Below are 19531 nucleotides of genomic sequence, written 5' to 3'. Positions count from 1 at the left end.
CACCGGACGTCGGTGCCGGTGCACTCAAACCGTATGCAGCGACGGCCCCCGGCGGGATCCGGCCGGCTACCGTCTCGGGGGTGGGGTTATCCCCCGGTCCGAACGGTTTATGAGCACGGCCCCGGTCCATGTACGCTGTTGCCTCATCCACGGGTGCGTAGCTCAGGGGTAGAGCGCTGCTCTTACAAAGCAGATGTCGGCGGTTCGAAACCGTCCGCGCCCACCGAGGACAAGTAGCAGGTGAGAGCCTGTTTGGGCCCCCCAGTCGTGATCGGTCGGGGGGCCTTCTCGTGCCGGAAGCCTCCTGGGAGTCCACAGGGTCGTCAGGTGGACTGCGCCCGTGTGTCGACGGCACGGCCAGGGGCCGACGCGGTGCCGTAGCCGGCGGCCGCCTGCCGCAGCTCGGTGTGGGCGTTGTGCGTACGCTGCCGCGCCGCTTCGAGCCGGGCCTCGATCTCGGGCGTGTAGCGGCCGTCCTCCGGGACGCCGGGGTCGATATCACTCAGATCCAGGGCACTCCACGCAGCGCGTCCGGCCGCCCGGAGCAAGGTCTCGTCGGTGACGGCCAGGGCCAGCCGGTCCCGGGCCTCGGTCACATCACTGCGGGCCTGGTAGAAATCCGCCCGGACGACGGGGTCCGGCTCTCCCGCCCGGCGGGCGTCCACCCGGAGCCAGTACAGCTGGCGGTAGCGGAGCGCGGCGCTCAGGAGCTGGCCGGTGAGGTCGGCGACGCGCTCGCGGTGCTGCTCGCGCTGCCGGCGCCGGTCGGTCATCTGCTGGGTGATCGTGACGAGGAGCCCGCCGGCGAGGGTGCCTATGACGGCGATGGCGCTCTCCCACATCAGGCGTGATCCCCGTCGGTCTCGCTTCGGTCGCGGTGGTCGGGCTCGAACAGATCTTCATCGGTCATGGGGTTATCGTCCCTTCTGCCGTTGCCCGTTGGAGGCCGATCCGAGTTTCTCCCGCGCGGGCGGCTCTCGTCGCGTCGCCCATCGGGCCGTGCGGTGACACGGCGGGGCGACGGCCGGACCGGACGGCCAAGGACGAGGGGGCAGTTGATGGGGCGGACGCTGGCGGAGATCCTGGAGGGGGCGGCGTGCGGGCGGTTTCCGGAGACCGATGGAAGGACGACCGTGGTCCCCGCGCCGAGCGGCCGCGACACAGGAGTAATCGCCTTCACCGCGCACTCGGTCGTGTTCACCGATGAGGACCCCGCGTGGGTCCGTGCGACGCTGGCCGCCCTGGACTGCGACCCGTTGGCCGCGACCATGCATCCGCGCTTCCTGTCGGCCTTCCTGGAACGCACCGGGCGGACCACCGACACGATCGACCTCCTGACCGTGGCGTCCTCCCTGCCCGGTGGACCCGGCCTGGAGCTGCGGGAGGTCATCGATCCCGTGCACCCCCGGGTGATCAGCGCCCGTCGGCGCCGGGACGGGGTGCGGATGTGGGAGGCCGACGGGGGAGTGCTGGTGCTCGGGCGCGGTGTGGCGGGTCGTTGGGAGGTGGCCGTCGAGCTGGACGAGGACGCCCGGCACCGGGGGCTCGGGCGCGCCCTCGCCGCCGCCGCCCGGCATCTGGTGCCCCCGGGTGAACCGCTCTGGTCGCAGCAGGCCGCGGGCAACGCGCGCAGCATCCGGGCGTTCCAGGCCGCCGGATTCCGGCCAGTCGGCTCGGAGGCGCTGCTCCTCGGCCGTCGGGAGGGGGCGTGATCGACTCATTCACGAGCCCGACGGACACCGAGCTCGCGGCAGCCGCCGCGCTGGCCGGGGCGGAGGTCGTGCGGGCCCGGTACGGGCGGCCCCACTCCCGTATCGACAAGGGCTCCGGGGACTTCGCCACCGACGTCGACCTGGCCGCCGAGCAGGCGATCCTCGACGTCATCCGCGCCGCCCGCCCCGGGGACGCGGTGCACGGTGAGGAGGGCGGCCGGCAGGGGGCGGCCGACGCGGAGCGGGAGTGGCTGGTGGACCCCTTGTGCGGGACGCTCAACTACGCCGTCGGGTCCCGACTCGTCGCCGTCAACGTGGTGTTGCGCAACGGTCCGGCCGCCGTGGCCGATCCGTTCAGCGGCGAGGTCTTCCTCACCGACGGCGAGACCGCCCGGGTCCGGTCCGGTGCGGAGGGCGACGAGCGGCGGTTGGCGCCCGCGGCGGACACCCGGCTCGTGGATGTGAACCTCGACCCGCCCTTCCCGAGCGCGCCCGGCTTCCGGGCCGTCGACCTGCTCGGCCACCCCGGGTTCGTCGAGAACTTCCGCCCGCGCGTCGTCTCCACGACGCTGGCGCTGGCCTGGGTCGCGGCGGGCAAGCGGGCCGCCTACGTCACGGACGGCGGCGACCTGAGCGGGAGCGTGCACTTCGCCGCCGGGATCGCCCTGTGCCGGGCCGCCGGCTGCGTCGTCACCGGAATCGACGGCGCACCGGTCGGACCGGGCGGCCGGGGGCTCGTCGTGGCCGCGGACGCCGGGACGCACGAACTGCTCATGGCGATGATCGGCGTTCGCGGGCAGGGGAGTTGACCTCCGTCCGTGACCCGCGCGCGTCCCGGCTCAGATGCGCTCCTCGGGCGGGAAGCCGGTCCAGCGGAGTTCGGCGGGCAGATGGCCGGTGTCGTTGAACAGGAGGAGCGCCGGGGGCCGGCCGGGCGAGTAACGGATCACGGTCAGCCCGGCGTTGGCGTGGTGGAGGCCCAGCCAGCGCCACTTCGGGGCGTCCAGCGCGGCCCGGACGAGCCAGCCGACGAGGAAGTTGTGGGTGACGAGGAGTTCATGGCGGGGTTCGTCGCCCTCGACCGTTCCCGTGAACCGCGCGAGCGCCTCCTCCGCGAGACCGGGGCCCAGCTCGCGTTCCGCCGCCGGGAATTCGGCCAGCCGGGCGAGGGTCCGATCGGCCGACTCCGCCGGCAGCTCCTCCCGTGACGGCAGGTACGGGATGTAGTCACCCGCCGGTTCGGACCGCAGCAGGGGAACACCCGGCAGCTGCTCGCCCATCAGCCGCGCCGTCTGCTCGGCACGGGGGAGCGGGCCGTGGTGGACCGCCGTGATCGGCACCCCGCGCAGCCGCTCCCCGAGCAGAGCGGCCTGACGGCGGCCGGCCTCCGTCAGCATGGTCTCGTCCTCTGAGGCCTGGCCGTGACGGGTCACGTACAGATAGCGGGCAGCCGTTGCCGTCATGGGCGGGTCCTCCGTCGCGGTTCATGATCGTACGAACGTCTTCGGGGACGTCGGGCCGCGTCCGGGCGGTTCCGTGGACAGAGAGGGGGGAAGAGCCCTGCCCCCGGTGTGCGCGCGGTCCGCCTCCCGGGCCTGCGCGCGGCCCACCTCCCGGGCGTGCGCGACGCTCGCCTCCCGGGATGCGCGGGGTCAGTGCCCGGGGCACCGTGGAGGCATGGCCGAGCACCCGCCCGTGATCGTCTATCCGCCTTCCGCGACCGGAGGACGGCGGGTCACCGTGCACGGCCAGATCGTGGGCCTGGCGCACGGGCGGGGCGAGGTGGCCGCGCTGCTGCAGGCCGCCGGGTTCGCCCCCGGGCCCGACAAGATCGTCGAGCTGGACCGGCCCGGGCTGATCGAATGGCGCGGCGGCGACCTCGACACCTGGGGGTGATCCCGTGAAGCGTCGTCGACGGGAGAGCGCGTCGGTCGAACCACCGCCCGGCTGTCGCGTCGCCGGGGACGCCGGGCGCGACCCTCCCGACGCGACGCAGCGGGCGCTCATCTGGACTGGGTCGTCAGCCGGCGCCTCGCGAGCGGCTGGCGCGTCGAGTCCCGCTCCGGGAGCCAGGCGGTGCTGGTGCGCGGGCAGCCGGTCAACCACGTGCTGCACGCCTTCCTCACCGTCTTCTCGTGCCTGGTGTGGGGCGTCGTGCGGGGCCGGTACCGCCCTGGTCAACCGCGTCGAACGGGAGGCGCTCACCGTCGACGCCCAAGGGCGCGTCGTCACGGTCAGCGCGCCGTGACCAGCGCACCGTGACCCTTCACCCGAACGGGTGCGTCCCGCTGGCTGCACCCGGAGGCCGCGAGGAACGTCGGAGCTGATCTGCCCGCACCTCCAGGGCGGGTCAGGGCAGCAGGCGCCCGGCATCCGTTCCGGCTGCACCGGCGCCTGCTCCGGCCAAGGAGTCCTCATGTCGCAGTCCAGCACATCCCAGCCCCCGCCCGCCGCCTCGCGCCCCGCCGAACCCCGCCCGGGCAGCCCGTGGGCGGCCGGAGGAACGGTGTTCGCCGGTGTCCTGCTCTTCGTGGACGGTGTCCTCGGAGTGCTGAAGGGCATCGCGGGGATCGCCTCGAACGACGTCTACACGCGGATCAACGACTACGTCTTCAAGTTCAACGTCACCTCGTGGGGCTGGATCCACCTCATCCTCGGAGTGGTCCTCGTCCTCGTGGGCCTGGGCATCCTCAAGGGTGCGGCCTGGGCCCGCGGAGCGGGCGTCGCCCTCGCCTCCCTGAACCTCATCGCCAACTTCATGTGGCTCCCGTACACCCCGGTCTGGGCCATCGTCACCATCGCGATCGACGTCTTCGTCATCTGGGCCCTGTGCACCGACCGGTCGGGCAGGGACGACCGGGCGCGGAGCAGCTGAGCGACCGGCGCGGGGAGTGAGCGCAGGCGGAGCGACACCCGGCCGCGGGGCGGCCGGGTGTCCGTTGTCAGTGGGGCGGTCCACACTGGAGTCATGTGCCGCAGCATCAAGACGCTCCGCCCGCCCGCTCTCCCCGAGGAGGCCACCGAGGAGGACATGCGGGCCGCCGCCCTTCAGTACGTACGCAAGGTCTCCGGGTTCCGCGCGCCCGCCGCGCACAACCGGGAGGTGTTCGACCGTGCCGTCGACGAGATCACCGCAGCGACGATGAAGCTGCTCGACGGGCTGGAGATACGGGGCGCGTCGCGGGGCGCTTGACCACGAACGCGGCCAGGGCGCCCGCCACGAACAGGGCCAGCACCGAGACGGCCGTGCCGAACCACGTCGAGCCCAGCCACCGGCCGCCGAAGTAGCCGAGGCCCACGCTGTAACCGGCCCAGGCCAGGCCCGCCAGCGCGGACCAGGGGAGGAAGTCCCGCTTCCTGCGGTGCGCGGCACCCGCGCCGAGGGAGACCACGGAGCGGCCGGCGGGGGCGAACCGGGCGATGACCACCAGCGCGCCCCCGCCCCGGCTCAGTGCCGCTCCGAGACGTTCCTGCGCGCTGGTCAGACGCCGGGAGCGGGCGATGGCCCGGTCCAGCCGGTCGCCCCCGCGCCAGGCGAGCCGGTAGGCGACGAGGTCGCCGAGCACCGATGCGGTGGCCGCGCACAGGATCAGGACGACGAGCGAGGGGACCTGCCCGCCGGCGCCCTCACCGGAGCCGTTGACGGTGGTGGAGCCCGCTGCCGCCGCCGTGGCCGCCGTGATGACGAGAACACCGCTGGGCAGGAGGGGCAGGAAGACGTCCAGGAGGACGGAGGCGGCGACCACCACGTAGATCCATGGGCTGCTGGTCAGCGCAGCCACACTCTCCAACACCGTCTACGACTCCCCGATCGTGTCGACGCCGCGACGGTCGCAGGGGAGCGGCAGGGGCGGCAGGTTCAGCTGTACAGCGTACGCGTGGGGCCTCTGACGGGATCGCCCAGGGCGGGTGATGTTGTGCAGGTCACGTACACCTGACGGCCATGCGCCCGTTAGGCGGGGAGAACGACCGGCACGAGCGAGGAGCAGCGCATGACGGCATGGATGGTACGGACGGGACCCGGTCCGGCGCACCCGATTTCGGGACGGTGGCCGACGGCGGGACCCGAGGGCGGCACGAGGTCGCGGGGTCGGGGCGTCTCGCGGGTCCCGGGCGTGCTGGCGGGCGCGGCGGCGCTGCTGACGCTGGCGTACGCCGCGGGCGTCGGCGTCGCCCAGGAGCCCATCCGGAGCGGGCACGGTACGCAGGGTGCTCATGGCGCCCACGACGTCCCCGGCGGCCACGACGCCCCCGGTGTGCGTGACACCCACGGCGCCCCCGGTGTGCGTGACACCCCCGGTGGCCACGGCGCGCCCGGCGCTCCTGCGGCGGACCCGAGCCGCACGGACGACGTCGCCGCCATGGGCGGCAGTTCGTGGATGCGGGCCGCGGGGGTGTTCTCCCCGCCCGGTTCGTTCGTCCCCTCCGACGCGTTGACGTACGACACCCGGCTGGTGCCGGCGGGCGCGCGGATCGAGGTCACCCGGTTCACGGGCCCGTCCGGCACCCGGGTCCGGGCACGCCTGCAAGGACTCGTGCCCGGCCGTGCGTACGGGATGCACGTGCACACCTCGCCCTGCGGCGCCGACCCGGCCGCTGCGGGGCCGCACTACCAGCACCGCCCGTCCGCTGCCGCGGACCCGGTCAACGAGGTGTGGCTGGACTTCCGGACGGACGAGGACGGCGACGGGGGAGCGGAGGCCCTGCACGACTGGAACTTCCGGGAGGGCGGGGCACGGTCGGTGATCATCCATGACCGGCAGGGCGGTGCGGGGGAGCGGGCCGCCTGCTTCACGGTGCCGTTCGGGCCCGACGGCCGGGCCTGACGGAGTAGCACGGCCTACGCCGCGGCGCCCCGCTCCCTCCGCGGACTCGGGGGAGCGGGGCGCCGCCGTACGTCTCCGGTCTCGCCGCGCGCCGGGTCGGCGCCGGAACGCGGGGGCCGGGGAGGGCCGGTCAGACCGAGACGGCCGGAGCCTTGTCCTGCCGTGCTGTGTCCTCGGCGGTGGCCGCCGGGCTCCGCGAACCGAAGAACCGGTCCAGGGCGACAGCCCCCGGACCGGTGAAGACCAGCAGCAGGAACGCCCAGCAGAACATCGCCGACGGCTCGCCGCCGTTCTGGAGCGGCAGGAACGCCTCCGGCTGGTGCACCTTGAAGTACGCGTAGGCCATCGAGCCCGAGGCGAGGAACGCCGCGGCACGGGTGCCGAGACCGAGGGCGACGAGAGCCCCGCAGACCAGCTGGATCAGAGCGGCGTACCAGCCGGGCCAGGCACCGGTCTCGGCCTGGTCGCCGCCGAGCACCCCGAAGAGGGTGGCGGCGCCGTGGAAGGCGAAGAGCAGGCCGACGACGAAGCGGAAGAGGCTGAGCACATAGGGCTGCGCCTGGTTCAAGCGGATGAGCATGGGGGGCGGGCTCCTTCGGTCGGGGTGGGGACGTGAACCGACTGGGCGCCTCAGGTTAGGGAAACCTCACGAGTACTTGCAACTTCAACATTCTGTCGGGTGGCTGAAAGCCGCCTAATCCTCAGGGGTGAGTGAACGCTCAAGAACCGCTGCGAGCTGGTCCCCCTGCTTTCCCGCTGTGGCCTGTACCAATGTCAGCGCAGACTTCCGGCCAAGCAATGTGAGCGTCATGAGCTGGTTACCGAACCAGGGGCCGCCCGCCCTGTCCCAGGTGACCGGCGAGGCTCCGGTGCGGCCGTGGCGTGTCAGGAGCCGGCCGATCCGCCGGCCCGTCCGGCTCCAGCCGAAGCGGAATCCCGCCTGGATCCACCGGGGGACCGAGTTGTGCACGGGAGAGCAGGTCAGCTGGAGGACGCGGGATGCCGGGGTGGGTCCGGAGCCGGGGCCGGAGGCGGTACCGGAAGCGCGTCCGTGGCCGGGCGGGGTGTCCGGCCACCGGGGCTCGGTGATGTAGGCGTGGTGCACATCGCCCGAGAGGACACATACCGTCGCCGGGGCGTCCGGACCGCTCGCGACCTCCCGCAGCAACGCCGTGAACCGGTCGAAGGATTCCGGGAAGGCGGCCCAATGCTCCAGGTCACCGGCGCGGCGCACCTTCTCGCCGAAGCGTGCCCACCGGTCCCCGCGTGCGCCGGCGCACAGGGCGGCATTCCAGCGTTCCGCGTCGTGGACGAGCGGGGGCAGCAGCCACGGCAGAGAGCTGCCGATGAGCAGATGGTCATACGAGGCGGGGTCGTCAAGGACCGCGTTTCGCAGCCAGTCGGCCTCCTCGGGATCGAGCATCGCCCGCTGCTCCTCGGCCAGGACGCGGGCCGCGCGGGTGTCGACCATCACCAGCCGTACTCGGCCGAAAACGCGTCGGTAGCTCCACCGGGTACGGGAGGGGTCCGCATCGGTCTCGGAGGCGAAGCGGCGCAGCGCCTCCGTGCCGTCGGGCGAGGCCGTGACCGCCGCGTACACGGGGTCGGCGGCCAGTTCGGCGGGGGAGAGGTTGCCCAGGTGCTGGTGGACCCAGTACGACATCAGCCCGCTGACGATCCGTTCGTGCCACCAGGGCGTGGCGCGCATGTCGCGCTGCCAGGCGGCGCTGGTGTTCCAGTCGTCGATCACGTCGTGGTCGTCGAAGATCATGCAGCTGGGAACCGTGGAGAGCAGCCAGCGGACTTCCGGGTCGCGCCACGATTCGTCGTAGAGGTACGTGTACTCCTCGTAGTCCGCGATCTCCGCGCCGGGCGGCTCCGCCAGGTCCCGGCGGGCGGCGAGTCTGCGCCGGGTCGCGGCGGAGGTCTCGTCCGCGTACACCTGGTCGCCCAGGAGCAGCAGGACGTCCGGCCGCTCGGCCGTCGGATCCGCGGCGAGGTGGCCGGCCAGGGTGACCAGGGCGTCCGGCCCCACGGGATCCTGCCCGCCTCCCGGGGCGGCCGCCCAGCGGCACGACCCGAACGAGATCCGCACGGCGTCCGGCGCGGCCCCGGCGCTCGCCGCCGCGCCCTTCCCCGGGCCTGCCGGCGTCGCCACCGGCGGTGTGGTGATGGTGCTCGGCGGGAGACGGGTGTCGTCGGGCGGCCAGACGCGCCGGGAGCCGATCAGCACCTCGTACGCCGTCGTGGAGCCGGGCGTCAGCCCCTCCACCACGACCAGGGCGTAGTGGTGCCCGGCCACCGAGAAGGTGGGCGACATCCCCGAAGCGCCGTCCGCGCACCGGACCTCCACGGTGCACGGACGGCTCGCCTCGACCCAGACGGTCGCGGTGGACCCGGACTCCCAGTCGACGTACCGCAGCAGTGGTCCCAGGCGCAGCCCGGCCATGTGGTGCCTCCTCGCGACGCCGGAACGGATCGGCTCCGTAACGTACAGAACGCGGAGGGGCTGCGCACGGGTCCCGGCGGGAGCGTCAGGGGCCCGCGACGGGTCAGCAGCCGTTCAGGGCCGACTGCAGGGCGCTCTTCTCGGCTGAGTCGACGCTCAGGTCGTACTGCTTCTTGACGTGGACCCAGGCGCGGACGTAGGTGCACTTGTACGAGGAGCTCGGCGGCATCCACTCGGCCGGGTCCTTGTCGCCCTTGGCCTGGTTCACGTTGTCGGTGACCGCGATGAGCTGGGGGCGGGTCAGGTCGTTGGCGAACGACTGGCGCTGGGCGGTGGTCCAGCTGCTCGCGCCGGAGCGCCAGGCCTCGGCCAGCGGGACCATGTGGTCGATGTCCACGTCGGAGGCGGCGCTCCAGGTGGCACCGTCGTAGGGCGAGTACCAACTGCCGCTGACCGCGGCGCAGGAGGAGTCCTGCTGGACGTTCGTGCCGTCGCGCTTGAGGACGACCTCACGGGTGTTGCAGGCTCCCGACTGGGTGATCCAGTGCGGGAACTTGTCACGGCTGTAGCCGGTGGACGAGCCCTCCGCGCCGACGGTGAGCTGGCCGAGGTAGGTCCGTGCGGTCGCCGCGCTGACCGGGGTGGGCATGGCGGCCTGGGCGCTGGGGGCGGTGAACAGGGCGGACGTGGCGGCGAGTGCTGCGGTTGCGGCGACGACGGTGAGGCGACGCGCGTAGACACCGGACATGCGAACTCCCTTGACGTGGGGGGTGCGTGGGTGGGCGACGATCGGGCGTTGGGCGGATCCCGGCCATCGTGGCGACGCCAGGTTTCTGTGGGGTAGGCGTCAGGTAACAGAGTGGCGACATGTGCACGTCACATCAAGGGGTGTGCAGGGGGAGTGACGGATCGCGGGGGCGCGTCGGCCCGTCACAGAGGTTGGTTCCGGGGGGTGTTGAGCGTCCTGCCGGAGGGTCGGGGCGCTCGGGCTTCCGGTCGCGCCCCCGGCCGCGCGCGGGCCGCCGCACCACGACTGAACCCCGGACCAGGGGGTCCGGGGTTCAGGGAATTTCGGGCCGGGGAGCCCAGGGGCTCCCCGGTCTGCTGGTCAGGCTTCGTCGATGTGCAGCCGGATCGAGCCGTCCTCGGCCGCCTCCACCCGCACCTGCGTCAGGTCCGCCACATGGGCGTCCGGCGCCAGGGCGGCGGCGCGCGGGCCGACGCCCACGACGCGCATGCCCGCCGCCCGGCCCGCCGCGATGCCCGCCTCGGAGTCCTCGAAGACGATGCAGTCCGCCGCGTCGAAGCCCAGCTCGGCCGCGCCCTTGAGGAAGCCCTCGGGGTCCGGCTTGCTGGCGCCGACCTGCTCGGCGGTGACCCGGACGGCGGGCAGCGGCAGTGCGGCCGCACCCATCCGGGCCGTCGCGAGCGCGCTGTCGGCAGAGGTCACCAGGGCGTGCGGCAGCTCGGCGATCGCGGCCATGAACGCGGGAGCCCCGCCGATCGGCACGACGCCCTCGACGTCGGCGGTCTCCTCGGCGAGCATGACCCGGTTGTCCGCGTAGTTCTCCTCCATCGGGCGGTCCGGGAGCAGGACGGCCATCGTGGCGTACCCCTGACGGCCGTGCACCACCTTGAGTGCGGCCTCGGGGTCCAGCCCGTGCTCGATCGCCCAGCGCCGCCAGCAGCGCTCCACCACCGCGTCGGAGTTCACGAGGGTGCCGTCCATGTCGAGCAGGAGGGCGTGAGCGGTGAGGACGGTGGCCGGCATCGGCTGCTCCAGAAACGCGGGGAGGTGTACGAACGGCCCGGGCGCGCGTGCGGCGGGGCGGTACCAGAGCAACCCCCGCCCGCCGGTCAGGGAGTGCGGGCGGGAGCTACTTTGTTCCATCACGATACAAAAACCGGAGCCGGAACGCCAATCCCGCCGCCGCCCGCACTCGCTCCCTTCGTTCGGCTCCCCCGCTCTTCGCCCGGTGTCCGGGGCCTCCGCGTTCAGCGGTGTCCGCGTCCGGTCGTCTCCGCCTCCAGCGCGCGCCGGGTGTTCGGCCCGTACACGCCCACCGGATCGCCCTGGATCGCCTTGTACGACTGGTAGATCGCCACCGCGTGCTCCACCCGGTCGCTGTAGTTCTGGTCGGTCGGCCCCGAGTAGAGCCACACCTCCCTGAGCCGGTTCTGCAGCACACCGACCTCCGGGCCGCGGTCGCCCGGCCGCAGCGAGGGGCCGGCGAACTCCGCGGGCGGGGCGGCGGACGGCGAGGACGTGGGCGCGCCGCCGTCCTCCGGGGCGGGCGACACGCTCGCCGTCGGCGACGCGGACGCGGTGGCGGTCGGCGAGGGCTCCCGGCTCCTGGCCGGCGATGCGGACGCGGACGCCGAGGCCGACGGCGCGGCCGAGCGGGACGGCGTACGGGAGGGAGCGGCCGACGCGGAGGCGGACGGGGCCACCGACGCGGCCGGTTCGCCCTCCGTGTCCGGAACGCTCGTGGTCGCCTCCGGCAGCGCCTCGTCCCCGCTCTCGTCGCCGCCGAACAGCCCTCCGGCGAAGGCGGCCGTGCCGACCACCGCGGCCACGGCCACCCCCGCGGCGAGCGCCCCGAAGGGCCGCCTGCGGCGCGGCTGCACGGGGTCGGGGGTGAAGGCGGGGCTTGCGGCGGCGGTCCGCCTGCGGTCTCCGCCTCCGGCCGGGGCGGCGTACGTACTCGCGCCCGCGCCCGGGTCTGCACCCGTGCCCGTTCCCGTACCGGCATCCGATCCGTCGCCGCCCAGGAACAGCGGCATCGTGGTGGCCGCCGCCCCCGGAGCGCCGGACCCGTGCCGCTCGGCCCCGGAAACCCCGCCCGCCCACGTACCGGGCTGCGTGCCGTCAGTCGTGCCGGAGGGCGACCCGGCCTGGTCGGTCAGTGTCACGTACGGCCGGATGCGCAGCGGGTCGAAGTCCTCGGCCGCGGCGATCTCCGCCGTACGGGCGGCGCGCTGCTCGTCCTCCGTGAGCGGGGCCGAACCCGCGCCCGCGCCGCACCGGCACGGCACCCGGTGCTCCGTGCCGGGCTCCCCGGCCGTCCGTCTACCGCACTGTGGGCATGCGTGTCCGGTCATCGTGGGTCCCCTCCCCTTGAACTGCCTGCGATTATGCAGCCCGCTCCGGGGAAGCCCAACGACCCGCAGGGGGCGCGGTCCGCCTTCGGCAGGCCATAACGGGGCGAAACGTCCAGGATGGGGGTGTAGTGGATCAGCGGACGCAGCGGATCGAGGAGACGCCATGGTCCAGCAGAGGAGACGCCCATGTCCCAGCGGCTGAGCCCGCCGCCCCCGGCCGCGGCCCCCGGTGAGGGGCACTCCCACCGGAGCGTCCTGGTGGCGATCGGAGCGCTGCTCCTCGGCATGCTGCTCGCGGCACTCGACCAGACCATCGTCTCCACCGCCCTTCCGACCATCGTCAGCGAGCTCGGCGGGCTCGACCATCTCTCCTGGGTGGTGACGGCCTATCTGCTGGCGGCCACCGCGGCGACCCCGCTGTGGGGCAAGCTCGGCGACCAGTACGGCCGCAAGAAGCTCTTCCAGACCGCGATCGTGATCTTCCTGATCGGCTCCGCGCTCTGCGGGGTCGCCCAGAACATGCCCCAGCTGATCGGGTTCCGGGCTCTCCAGGGACTCGGCGGCGGTGGGCTCATGGTGCTGTCGATGGCGATCGTCGGCGACCTCGTCACCCCGCGCGAACGCGGCAAGTACCAAGGGTTCTTCGGTGCCGTCTTCGGCGTGACGAGCGTCCTCGGACCGCTCCTCGGCGGCTTCTTCACCGAACACCTCAGCTGGCGCTGGGTCTTCTACATCAACCTGCCGATCGGCGTCGTCGCGCTGGGCGTCATCGCGGCCGTGCTGCACATCCCGGTCCGCCGCGAGAAGCACACCATCGACTACCTCGGCACCTTCCTCATCGCGGCCGTCGCGACCAGCCTGGTGCTCATCGCCTCCCTCGGCGGTACGACCTGGGCCTGGGGATCCCCGCAGATCATCGTGCTCGCGGTGCTCGCCGTCGTCCTGCTCGTGGCCTTCATCGCCGCCGAACGGCGTGCCGTCGAGCCCGTGCTGCCGCTGAAGCTGTTCCGGATCCGCACCTTCACCCTCGTCGCCGTGATCAGCTTCGTCATCGGCTTCGCCATGTTCGGCGCGATGACCTACCTGCCGACGTTTCTCCAGGTGGTCCACGACATCACCCCGACCATGTCCGGCGTGCACATGCTGCCGATGGTGTTCGGCCTGCTGATCACCTCGACCGCCTCCGGCCAGATCGTCAGCCGCACCGGCCGCTGGAAGGTCTTCCCGGTCCTCGGCACGGCCCTCACCACCGCCGGTCTCCTGCTGCTCCACCGCCTCGACGAGAACAGCTCCACCTGGCTGATGAGCGTCTACTTCTTCGTCTTCGGCGCCGGTCTCGGCCTGGTGATGCAGGTCCTCGTCCTGGTCGCCCAGAACTCCGTCTCCTACCAGGACCTCGGGGTCGCCACCTCCGGCGCGACGTTCTTCCGGTCCATCGGCGCGGCGTTCGGCGTGGCCGTCTTCGGGACCATCTTCACCAACCGGCTGACCGGCCGGCTGGCGGACGCGCTCGCCGGGCAGCCGCTGCCCCCGGGCATCGACGCGGGGAGCCTGTCCGCCGACCCCCGGGCCATCGGGCAGCTCCCCGCCGATCTGCGGCCCTCGGTCCTCAGCGCGTACTCCACCTCCATCACGGACGTCTTCCTGTACGCCGCCCCGGTCGTCCTCCTGGCCTTCGTCCTCGCCTGGTTCCTCCGCGAGGACAAGCTCCGGGGCTCGGTGACCGCCCCGGACGCGGGCCAGACCCTCGCCTCCAACCCCGTCGAGCGCTCCTCTTACGACGAGTGCGCCCGGGCCCTGTCCGTGCTCGCCACCCGGGAGGGGCGCCGCGAGATCTACGAGAAGATCACCGCGCGGGCGGGGTACGACCTGCTGCCCGCGGCCAGCTGGCTGCTCCTGCGGATCAAGCGGCACGGCATGGTCGAACCCGCCCGGCTCGCCGAGACGGCTCCCGTACCGCTGCACGTGATCACCGACGCGGCCCGCCAGATCGAGGAACGCGGACTGGCCCGCCGGGAGGGCCTGCAGATGATCCTCACCGACTCCGGGGCCGAGGCCGTCGTCCGCCTCTCGCAGGCCCGTGAGGACTCGCTCGCCGAACTCCTCGGCGACTGGTGGGGGCCCGAGCGCCCCACCGACCTGGTCAGACTCGTCGGCGAACTGAGCGCCGAGGTCGGCGGCTCTACCAGGGAACGCCCCCGCTCCCCGACGCCTCCCCGCGACCACGAGCCCCACCTGCGCCGCGACGAGCGCGAGGCCCACAGCCGGATCCACGACGGCCAGGACCCCCATGAGGACCGCGACGACCACGGCCGCCACCACCCGCCCGTCTGAGCCGCCCCGCCCGCCGGACACCTGCCCCGCAGCCCGTCCCGCCGCCCGACCGGGCCCGAACGTCTCCCGCGCGCCGGGTGCCGGGTCACAGCTCCTTGGCGAACCAGTGCTCCGCGTACTGGTTACGGCGGTGGAACGCCGGCACCTCCCGGTACCCGTGCTTCGCGTACAGCCCGCGCGCCTCGACCAGGTCGTTGCGGGTGTCCAGTCGCAGCAGCCGTATGCCGTACGCCCTCGCCGCCTCCTCCACCGCGGCCAGCAGCAGCCCGCCCCCGCCCGTCCCCCGGAACGCCGGGCGCACGTACACCCGCGTGAGCTCCGCCGTGCCCGCCCCGGCGTCCTCCGTGAGCACCAGCCCGGCACAGCTCGCCGCCTCGCTCCCGTACCGGCCGACGACGAACTGACCGGTCGGCGGTACGAGCAGGTCGGCCCCGTCGTCGTCGAGCCCGTCGGCGATCTCCTCGGCGGTCGCGGGCCGATTCCAGTAGCGGCTCGCGACCTCGTCGTAGTAGTCACGGCGCAGTGCGCTCGCGTCGGGGGAGTCGAATCGTTCGGCGGCCACGGTCCAGGTCATGTCCGGCATTCTTGCTGCCGTACGGCCTGACGACGAAGCAATTACCCGTGCAGGGGGCAGCAGTGACCGACGTGTCCGCGACCGACGCCGCGACAACGACCACGACGACCCGGGCGATCCAGCATCTCGCCGAACGCTGGATACAGGACGGCATGGCCGCCGGCCGAGCGGCCGGGGCGGCGGGCCGGGGCCGTACCGTGCCGACCGCCGGCTTCGTCTGCTCGCCCGCCGGGCTGTGGCTCGCCCTGGCCGCCGTCGCCGCGGGCGCCCGAGGCGGGACCGCGGCAGAGCTGCGGGCCCTCCTCGGCACCGCGGACCGGGAGGCCGCCCCGGCCGTCACGGAGGTGGCCCGCGAGCTGGCGGCGACCGGGGCGCTGGGCGTGGCCACCCGGGTCTGGAGCCGGGTGCCCGTGCTGCGCGCGTACCGGGAGGCGCTGCCGGACGTCCGCTTCGACCCGATGGACCCGGCGGCCGTCGACGCCTGGGTGCGCGAGGCCACCGGCGGGCTGATCGAGCGGCTGCCGCTGGAGATCACCGACGACACCCTGCTCGCCCTGGTCAACGTCCTGGCGCTGAAGGCCCGCTGGGAGAGGCCGTTCGAGGGGTGGCGCACCCAGGACCTGCCGTTCACCGACGCGGCCGGGACGGTCCGCCCGGTGCCGACCATGTCCAAGGACGTGCCGGTGGCCGACGCCTGGACGGCCGGCGGGGCGTACGTCGTCGAGCTGCGCTGCGCGAGGGAGCCCGGCGGCGGCCCCGGGGCCCGGGTCCGTCTCGTCCTGGGGGAGCCGGGGGCGGGCCCGGAACGTGCGCTTCCGCTGGGCTGGGCACCCCGGACCGCGGGCACCCCGCTGGACGCCGACCGGGTGACCGTCGGGCTGCCGCGGCTCGCCCTGCGGACCCGGGTGCCCGTGACCGAGCAGCTGCCGGCCCTCGGCGTACGGCTGGCCGCCTCCGACGACGCCGACTTCTCCGGCCTCTCGCCCGAACGCCTCTTCGTCTCCGACGTGATCCAGGAAGCCGTGCTGAAGATCGCCGAGGAGGGCGTGGAGGCCGCGGCCGTGACGGTGGTCGCCATGGCCCGGGGGAGCGCGGCGCCCCGGCCGCAGCGGGTGCACCACATCGCCTTCGACCGGCCTTTCGGCATCGTCGTGCTGGCCGGAGCCGATGACGTACCCCTGTTCACCGCCTGGCAGGCGGACGCCCCCGCCGCGGACGCCTGAGGCCCCCGCCGCGCCCGCCCGAGGTCTTCCGGCCCCCCGTCATCCCCAGGGACGAATTCTTCCGGACCAAAGCAGGATGACAGCCAGGCAAAGAGGGGGTTGATTGGGTCTACCTCGTAGGGCAATGCGAGGCTTCATCCTGCATGGCCCCCACTTCGAAGGGCGATGCACGGAACGGGTGGGAGGGTCGGCGCAGCGTGGTGAATGCGGATCACAGTGTGCGCGGTGACGCGGCGGCGGACACGGGAGCGGGGGCGGGGCTGACCAGGGCCCTGCTCTGGCTGGTCGTGGCCGTGCTCGCGGTACGGCAGGTGGCGGTGGTGCTCCGGCAGCCACCGGGGGAAAGGCTCCTCGATCTGGAGACCTGGATCGGGGAGAACGGCGTCCTGCACATGACGGGCTCGCTGTACGACAGCGGCCGGTTCACCGGGACGCCCTTCGCCGGGCTCGTCCTGAAACCGCTCACCGCCACGGCCCAGCAGACCCTGGGGGTTGCCTGGACGTTCGGGTCCCTGCTGCTCGTCGTCGCCCTCGGCCTCGTCGCGGCCCGCGCCCTGCCCGCCCCGATGGGCCGCCGGACGGCCCTGCTCGCGGCCCCCGTCGCGATCAGCCTGATCATGCTGTCGCTGCCGGTCCGCAACGCCCTGCACCTGGGCCAGACCAGCATCCTGCCCGTCCTGCTGGTGCTGCTGGCCTGGTTCACCGTCCGGGACCAGCGGGCGGCGGGCGTCCTCGTCGGCATCGCCGCCGCCTTCCAGCCGGTGCTGGTCCTCTTCGCCGCCCTCCTCTGGCTGACCGGCAGGCGGCAGGCGTCGGTGAGCGCGGGCGCGGCCTTCGCCCTCGCCACGGCCGTCGCCTGGGCCGCGGCGCCGAAGGACTCGTGGACGTACTGGGTGCACCATCTCGCGGGCGCCGGACTGGGGGAGCGGCCGGACAGCCTGGCCAACCAGTCCCTGCACGGGGCGCTGCTCCGGCTCGGCCTCGAAGGCCCTGTGGAGATCGCCCTGTTCCTGGTGCTCTCCGCCGCCGTCGTGGTCCTCGGGCTGCGGCGCGCGGTGCGGTACGCCGAGGACGGTCAGCTGCTCCTCGCGGTGGCCGTGACCGGGTGCGTCGTCGTCGCCGTCTCGCCGACCGCCTGGCAGCACCAGCTGCTCTGGGTGCTCCTCGCGGTCGTCGGCAAGGTCGGCAAGCGGGCCTCCGACCGGCTGGTCTGGCCGGCCGTGGTGGTGCTCGCCGTCACCCTGCCGGGCACGATGCTGCTGCCGAACATCGAGGCGCTCTTCCCCGTACGCGACAACATCCTGCTCCTCACGGCGCTCGGCGCGGCCTGCCTCGCCCCGTTCCTGCCCCGCACCTCGCCGTACTGGCAGCACCCGGTCCCCACCGACTACGCGAAACCGGTCGCGGCGCGCTGGAGACGCGTGCCGCTCCTGCCGTTCTGGCGCCGGGTCTTCACCCGCCCCAACCTGCTGCTGGAACTCCTGCTCATCCGGGTCGTCTACGACGCCTACGCCCAGGTCCGCCTCGCCGCCCGGGCGGGCCGCCCGCTCGCCGAGGAGCACGGCCGGCAGATCCACGCCATCGAGCAGTGGCTGCACATCGACATCGAACACTGGGTCAACCACACGGTTGTCAAGATCACCTGGCTGCGGGAGTTCTTCGACTACTACTACTCCACGTTCCACTTCATCGTCCCGCTGACGATCCTCGGCGTGCTGTACGTCCGCCGCCCCGCCGACTACCGCTGGGTCCGCTCCTCCATCGGCTTCGCCACGCTCCTCGCGCTCGTCGGCTTCTGGCTCTACCCCCTGGCTCCGCCCCGGCTCATGCCCGGCCTCGGCTTCATCGACACCGTCCACGGGGTGCAGGACTTCGCGAAGCCCGACTACGGGACGCTGACCACCGTCACCAACCAGTACGCGGCGATGCCGTCGCTGCACTTCGGCTGGTCGCTGTGGTGCGGTGTGGTCATCGTGATGCTGGCCCCGAAGCTGTGGATGAAGGCGCTCGGCCTGCTGCACCCGCTCTTCACCATCGCCGCGATCGTGGCCACCGCCAACCACTGGGTGCTCGACGCGGTCGGCGGCGCCCTGGTGGTGGCGCTGGGCTTCGGGCTGACGTATGTGCTGTCGGGTCCGCGGAAGCTGGTCGACGAGGAGCGGGAAGCGGCGGCGGAGCCCGTCGGGCCGCCCGCGGAACCCGCGGCCGAGCAGTCGGAGCCCGTGCCGGCCGGGAGAGCGGCGGCGAGCGGCACGTAGCACGTACGGCGCTCAGGACGCGCAGCCCGGGCCGAAGGGGGGCCGGGACGGTGAATGCCGTCCCGGCCTGCACGAACTGGAACGCCGCGACAAGGAGTTCGCGCTGATCACGATGTGCGCGGGAGGAGCCCTGGCGACGGGGACGATCATCCAGCGGCTGTGACCCCGCAACGGCACTTCACGGTGGGCCCGGGGCCCGTCCCCTCGGGCTCACCCTTCGGACGGCCTCCCGGGCTCGCCCTCGGCCTCCCCGAACGCCGCCCGCGCGTCGAACGCGGCGCGGCGGGTGGCCCGGCGCAGCGCCTTCAGCAGCGTCGGGCCGAGCGTCAGGGTCAGGACCACCGTCAGCACCGCCCGCCCCAGGTCCCAGCCCAGCGAGGTCGCCGCGCAGTAGGCGAGGAAGCGGACCAGGTTCTCGTGCAGCGGGTCGCCCGGGACGAACGAGATCCCCGAGCCGACACCGGTGAGGAGCGGCCAGCCCTGCAGATTCATCACCGCGCCGTACGCGAACGCCGCCACGCAGCCGTACGCCGCCAGCATCGCCAACTCCGCCCGCCCGCGCAGCCGGTCGGCCCCCGGCAGCAGGCCCGCGCCCATCGTGAACCAGCCCATCGACAGCATCTGGAACGGCATCCACGGCCCGACCCCGCCCGTCAGCAGCGCCGAGGCGAACATGGTCACCGAGCCGAGCACGAAGCCGAAGCCGGGGCCGAGCACCCGGCCGCTCAGCACCATCAGGAAGAACATCGGCTCCAGCCCGGCCGTCCCCGCTCCGAGCGGGCGCAACGCCGCCCCGACCGCCGCCAGCACGCCGAGCATCGCGACGGCCTTCGCATCCATCCCGGACTCGGAGATCGTCGCCACCACCACCGCGACCAGCAGCGGCAGCAGCGCCGCGAACAGCCAGGGCGCGTCCTTCGCGTGCGCGAGCCCGGACCCCGTGTCCGCCAGCAGCGGCCACCCGAAGGCGACCACACCGACGGCCCCGGTCAGCAGCAGCACGGCCACCGACTTCGGCCCGAGCCGCACGGGCCGGGGAGCCCGTTCCGTCAT

18 protein-coding genes, 1 tRNA gene and 1 pseudogene are annotated in these 19531 nt (G+C 73.4%); 10 read left to right on the top strand and 10 right to left on the bottom strand.

The features are described 5' to 3' along the window. Positions 1-151 precede the first annotated feature (151 nt). A tRNA-Val gene (locus RNL97_RS09270) sits at positions 152-223 on the top strand. A 100-nt stretch (positions 224-323) separates the two neighbouring features. On the opposite strand, the gene RNL97_RS09265 is transcribed toward RNL97_RS09270, so the two are convergent. Further along, positions 324-842 carry a hypothetical protein gene (locus RNL97_RS09265; RefSeq protein WP_030584138.1) on the bottom strand — a complete coding sequence of 173 codons (519 nt, stop codon included), beginning with the start codon at positions 840-842 and terminating at the stop codon, positions 324-326. Positions 843-1058: 216 nt separating this feature from the next. Here RNL97_RS09265 and RNL97_RS09260 point away from each other — a divergent pair, with 216 nt between their 5' ends. Continuing rightward, positions 1059-1712, top strand: coding sequence for a hypothetical protein (locus RNL97_RS09260; protein ID WP_030584123.1), 654 nt, complete (start codon positions 1059-1061; stop codon positions 1710-1712). Further along, positions 1709-2521, top strand: a complete 813-nt coding sequence (locus tag RNL97_RS09255; RefSeq protein ID WP_030584120.1) for an inositol monophosphatase family protein — start codon at positions 1709-1711, stop codon at positions 2519-2521. Before RNL97_RS09260 ends, RNL97_RS09255 begins: the two co-directional genes overlap by 4 nt. A gap of 30 nt (positions 2522-2551) precedes the next feature. Here the strand turns inward: RNL97_RS09255 and RNL97_RS09250 are convergent, their stop codons facing one another. Beyond that, positions 2552-3175, bottom strand: coding sequence for a histidine phosphatase family protein (locus RNL97_RS09250; protein WP_030584117.1), 624 nt, complete (start codon positions 3173-3175; stop codon positions 2552-2554). 214 nt (positions 3176-3389) lie between these two features. Here RNL97_RS09250 and RNL97_RS09245 point away from each other — a divergent pair, with 214 nt between their 5' ends. The 3 genes from RNL97_RS09245 (at position 3390) to RNL97_RS09235 (ending at position 4905) form a co-directional block, all read left to right on the top strand. Next, a complete protein-coding gene (locus tag RNL97_RS09245; protein ID WP_313750560.1) occupies positions 3390-3608 on the top strand; it encodes a hypothetical protein in 219 nt (72 codons plus the stop codon). A 520-nt stretch (positions 3609-4128) separates the two neighbouring features. After that, a complete protein-coding gene (locus RNL97_RS09240) occupies positions 4129-4587 on the top strand; it encodes a DUF7144 family membrane protein (RefSeq protein WP_030584110.1) in 459 nt (152 codons plus the stop codon). Positions 4588-4680: 93 nt separating this feature from the next. Next, on the top strand, positions 4681-4905 hold the full coding sequence (locus RNL97_RS09235) for a DUF2277 domain-containing protein (RefSeq protein ID WP_006124165.1): 225 nt from the start codon (positions 4681-4683) through the stop codon (positions 4903-4905). On the opposite strand, the pseudogene RNL97_RS09230 reads toward RNL97_RS09235, so the two are convergent. Continuing rightward, positions 4862-5506 (bottom strand): annotated as a pseudogene (locus RNL97_RS09230) (DedA family protein); the annotation flags it as partial. The gene RNL97_RS09235 and the pseudogene RNL97_RS09230 sit on opposite strands and share 44 nt — an antisense overlap. Positions 5507-5704: 198 nt before the next feature. On the opposite strand from RNL97_RS09230, the gene RNL97_RS09225 reads away from it, so the two are divergent. After that, entirely contained in the window at positions 5705-6538 is an 834-nt protein-coding gene (locus RNL97_RS09225; RefSeq protein WP_313750559.1) for a superoxide dismutase family protein, read from the top strand. A gap of 130 nt (positions 6539-6668) precedes the next feature. Here the strand turns inward: RNL97_RS09225 and RNL97_RS09220 are convergent, their stop codons facing one another. From RNL97_RS09220 to RNL97_RS09200, 5 genes are all read right to left on the bottom strand, one after another. Next, positions 6669-7118, bottom strand: a complete 450-nt coding sequence (locus RNL97_RS09220) for a DoxX family protein (protein ID WP_030584103.1) — start codon at positions 7116-7118, stop codon at positions 6669-6671. Between the two features lie 114 nt (positions 7119-7232). Further along, a complete protein-coding gene (locus tag RNL97_RS09215; protein ID WP_030584100.1) occupies positions 7233-8987 on the bottom strand; it encodes an alkaline phosphatase D family protein in 1755 nt (584 codons plus the stop codon). 103 nt (positions 8988-9090) lie between these two features. After that, positions 9091-9735: an HNH endonuclease family protein gene (locus RNL97_RS09210; protein WP_030584096.1), complete on the bottom strand. Its 645-nt coding sequence runs from the start codon at positions 9733-9735 to the stop codon at positions 9091-9093. Positions 9736-10095: 360 nt separating this feature from the next. Beyond that, positions 10096-10758, bottom strand: coding sequence for an HAD-IA family hydrolase (locus RNL97_RS09205; protein WP_030584094.1), 663 nt, complete (start codon positions 10756-10758; stop codon positions 10096-10098). A 224-nt stretch (positions 10759-10982) separates the two neighbouring features. Continuing rightward, the gene (locus RNL97_RS09200; protein WP_243313927.1) at positions 10983-12023 is read right to left on the bottom strand and encodes a peptidoglycan-binding domain-containing protein; all 1041 of its coding nucleotides are present in this window, start codon (positions 12021-12023) and stop codon (positions 10983-10985) included. 252 nt (positions 12024-12275) lie between these two features. Here RNL97_RS09200 and RNL97_RS09195 point away from each other — a divergent pair, with 252 nt between their 5' ends. Then, complete coding sequence (locus tag RNL97_RS09195) at positions 12276-14423, top strand: MDR family MFS transporter (RefSeq protein ID WP_030584087.1); 2148 nt, start codon at positions 12276-12278, stop codon at positions 14421-14423. 85 nt (positions 14424-14508) lie between these two features. On the opposite strand, the gene RNL97_RS09190 is transcribed toward RNL97_RS09195, so the two are convergent. Then, entirely contained in the window at positions 14509-14997 is a 489-nt protein-coding gene (locus tag RNL97_RS09190; RefSeq protein WP_313750558.1) for a GNAT family N-acetyltransferase, read from the bottom strand. A 62-nt stretch (positions 14998-15059) separates the two neighbouring features. On the opposite strand from RNL97_RS09190, the gene RNL97_RS09185 reads away from it, so the two are divergent. Both RNL97_RS09185 and RNL97_RS09180 read left to right on the top strand, forming a co-directional pair. Further along, positions 15060-16220 carry a serpin family protein gene (locus RNL97_RS09185; RefSeq protein WP_313750557.1) on the top strand — a complete coding sequence of 387 codons (1161 nt, stop codon included), beginning with the start codon at positions 15060-15062 and terminating at the stop codon, positions 16218-16220. A gap of 143 nt (positions 16221-16363) precedes the next feature. Next, positions 16364-18478, top strand: coding sequence for a bifunctional glycosyltransferase 87/phosphatase PAP2 family protein (locus RNL97_RS09180; RefSeq protein WP_243313922.1), 2115 nt, complete (start codon positions 16364-16366; stop codon positions 18476-18478). 210 nt (positions 18479-18688) lie between these two features. On the opposite strand, the gene RNL97_RS09175 is transcribed toward RNL97_RS09180, so the two are convergent. Next, positions 18689-19531: an ECF transporter S component gene (locus RNL97_RS09175; RefSeq protein WP_030584074.1), complete on the bottom strand. Its 843-nt coding sequence runs from the start codon at positions 19529-19531 to the stop codon at positions 18689-18691.

Origin of the sequence: Streptomyces parvus, from assembly GCF_032121415.1 — a bacterium.
GTDB classification, from domain to species: Bacteria; Actinomycetota; Actinomycetes; order Streptomycetales; family Streptomycetaceae; genus Streptomyces; species Streptomyces globisporus_A.
Note: the sequence above shows the minus strand (reverse complement) of the source record. Positions and strands in the feature narration are given on the sequence as shown.

Bases quoted from the DNA above. Each gene is read 5' to 3' on its own strand.
- RNL97_RS09265 (WP_030584138.1), bottom strand. From the start codon at position 842: ATGTGGGAGAGCGCCATCGCCGTCATAGGCACCCTCGCCGGCGGGCTC.
- RNL97_RS09260 (WP_030584123.1), top strand. From the start codon at position 1,059: ATGGGGCGGACGCTGGCGGAGATCCTGGAGGGGGCGGCGTGCGGGCGG.
- RNL97_RS09250 (WP_030584117.1), bottom strand. From the start codon at position 3,175: ATGACGGCAACGGCTGCCCGCTATCTGTACGTGACCCGTCACGGCCAG.
- RNL97_RS09245 (WP_313750560.1), top strand. From the start codon at position 3,390: ATGGCCGAGCACCCGCCCGTGATCGTCTATCCGCCTTCCGCGACCGGA.
- RNL97_RS09240 (WP_030584110.1), top strand. From the start codon at position 4,129: ATGTCGCAGTCCAGCACATCCCAGCCCCCGCCCGCCGCCTCGCGCCCC.
- RNL97_RS09235 (WP_006124165.1), top strand. From the start codon at position 4,681: ATGTGCCGCAGCATCAAGACGCTCCGCCCGCCCGCTCTCCCCGAGGAG.
- RNL97_RS09225 (WP_313750559.1), top strand. From the start codon at position 5,705: ATGACGGCATGGATGGTACGGACGGGACCCGGTCCGGCGCACCCGATT.
- RNL97_RS09220 (WP_030584103.1), bottom strand. From the start codon at position 7,118: ATGCTCATCCGCTTGAACCAGGCGCAGCCCTATGTGCTCAGCCTCTTC.
- RNL97_RS09215 (WP_030584100.1), bottom strand. From the start codon at position 8,987: ATGGCCGGGCTGCGCCTGGGACCACTGCTGCGGTACGTCGACTGGGAG.
- RNL97_RS09210 (WP_030584096.1), bottom strand. From the start codon at position 9,735: ATGTCCGGTGTCTACGCGCGTCGCCTCACCGTCGTCGCCGCAACCGCA.
- RNL97_RS09205 (WP_030584094.1), bottom strand. From the start codon at position 10,758: ATGCCGGCCACCGTCCTCACCGCTCACGCCCTCCTGCTCGACATGGAC.
- RNL97_RS09195 (WP_030584087.1), top strand. From the start codon at position 12,276: ATGTCCCAGCGGCTGAGCCCGCCGCCCCCGGCCGCGGCCCCCGGTGAG.
- RNL97_RS09190 (WP_313750558.1), bottom strand. From the start codon at position 14,997: ATGACCTGGACCGTGGCCGCCGAACGATTCGACTCCCCCGACGCGAGC.
- RNL97_RS09180 (WP_243313922.1), top strand. From the start codon at position 16,364: ATGGCCCCCACTTCGAAGGGCGATGCACGGAACGGGTGGGAGGGTCGG.
- RNL97_RS09175 (WP_030584074.1), bottom strand. From the start codon at position 19,531: ATGACGGAACGGGCTCCCCGGCCCGTGCGGCTCGGGCCGAAGTCGGTG.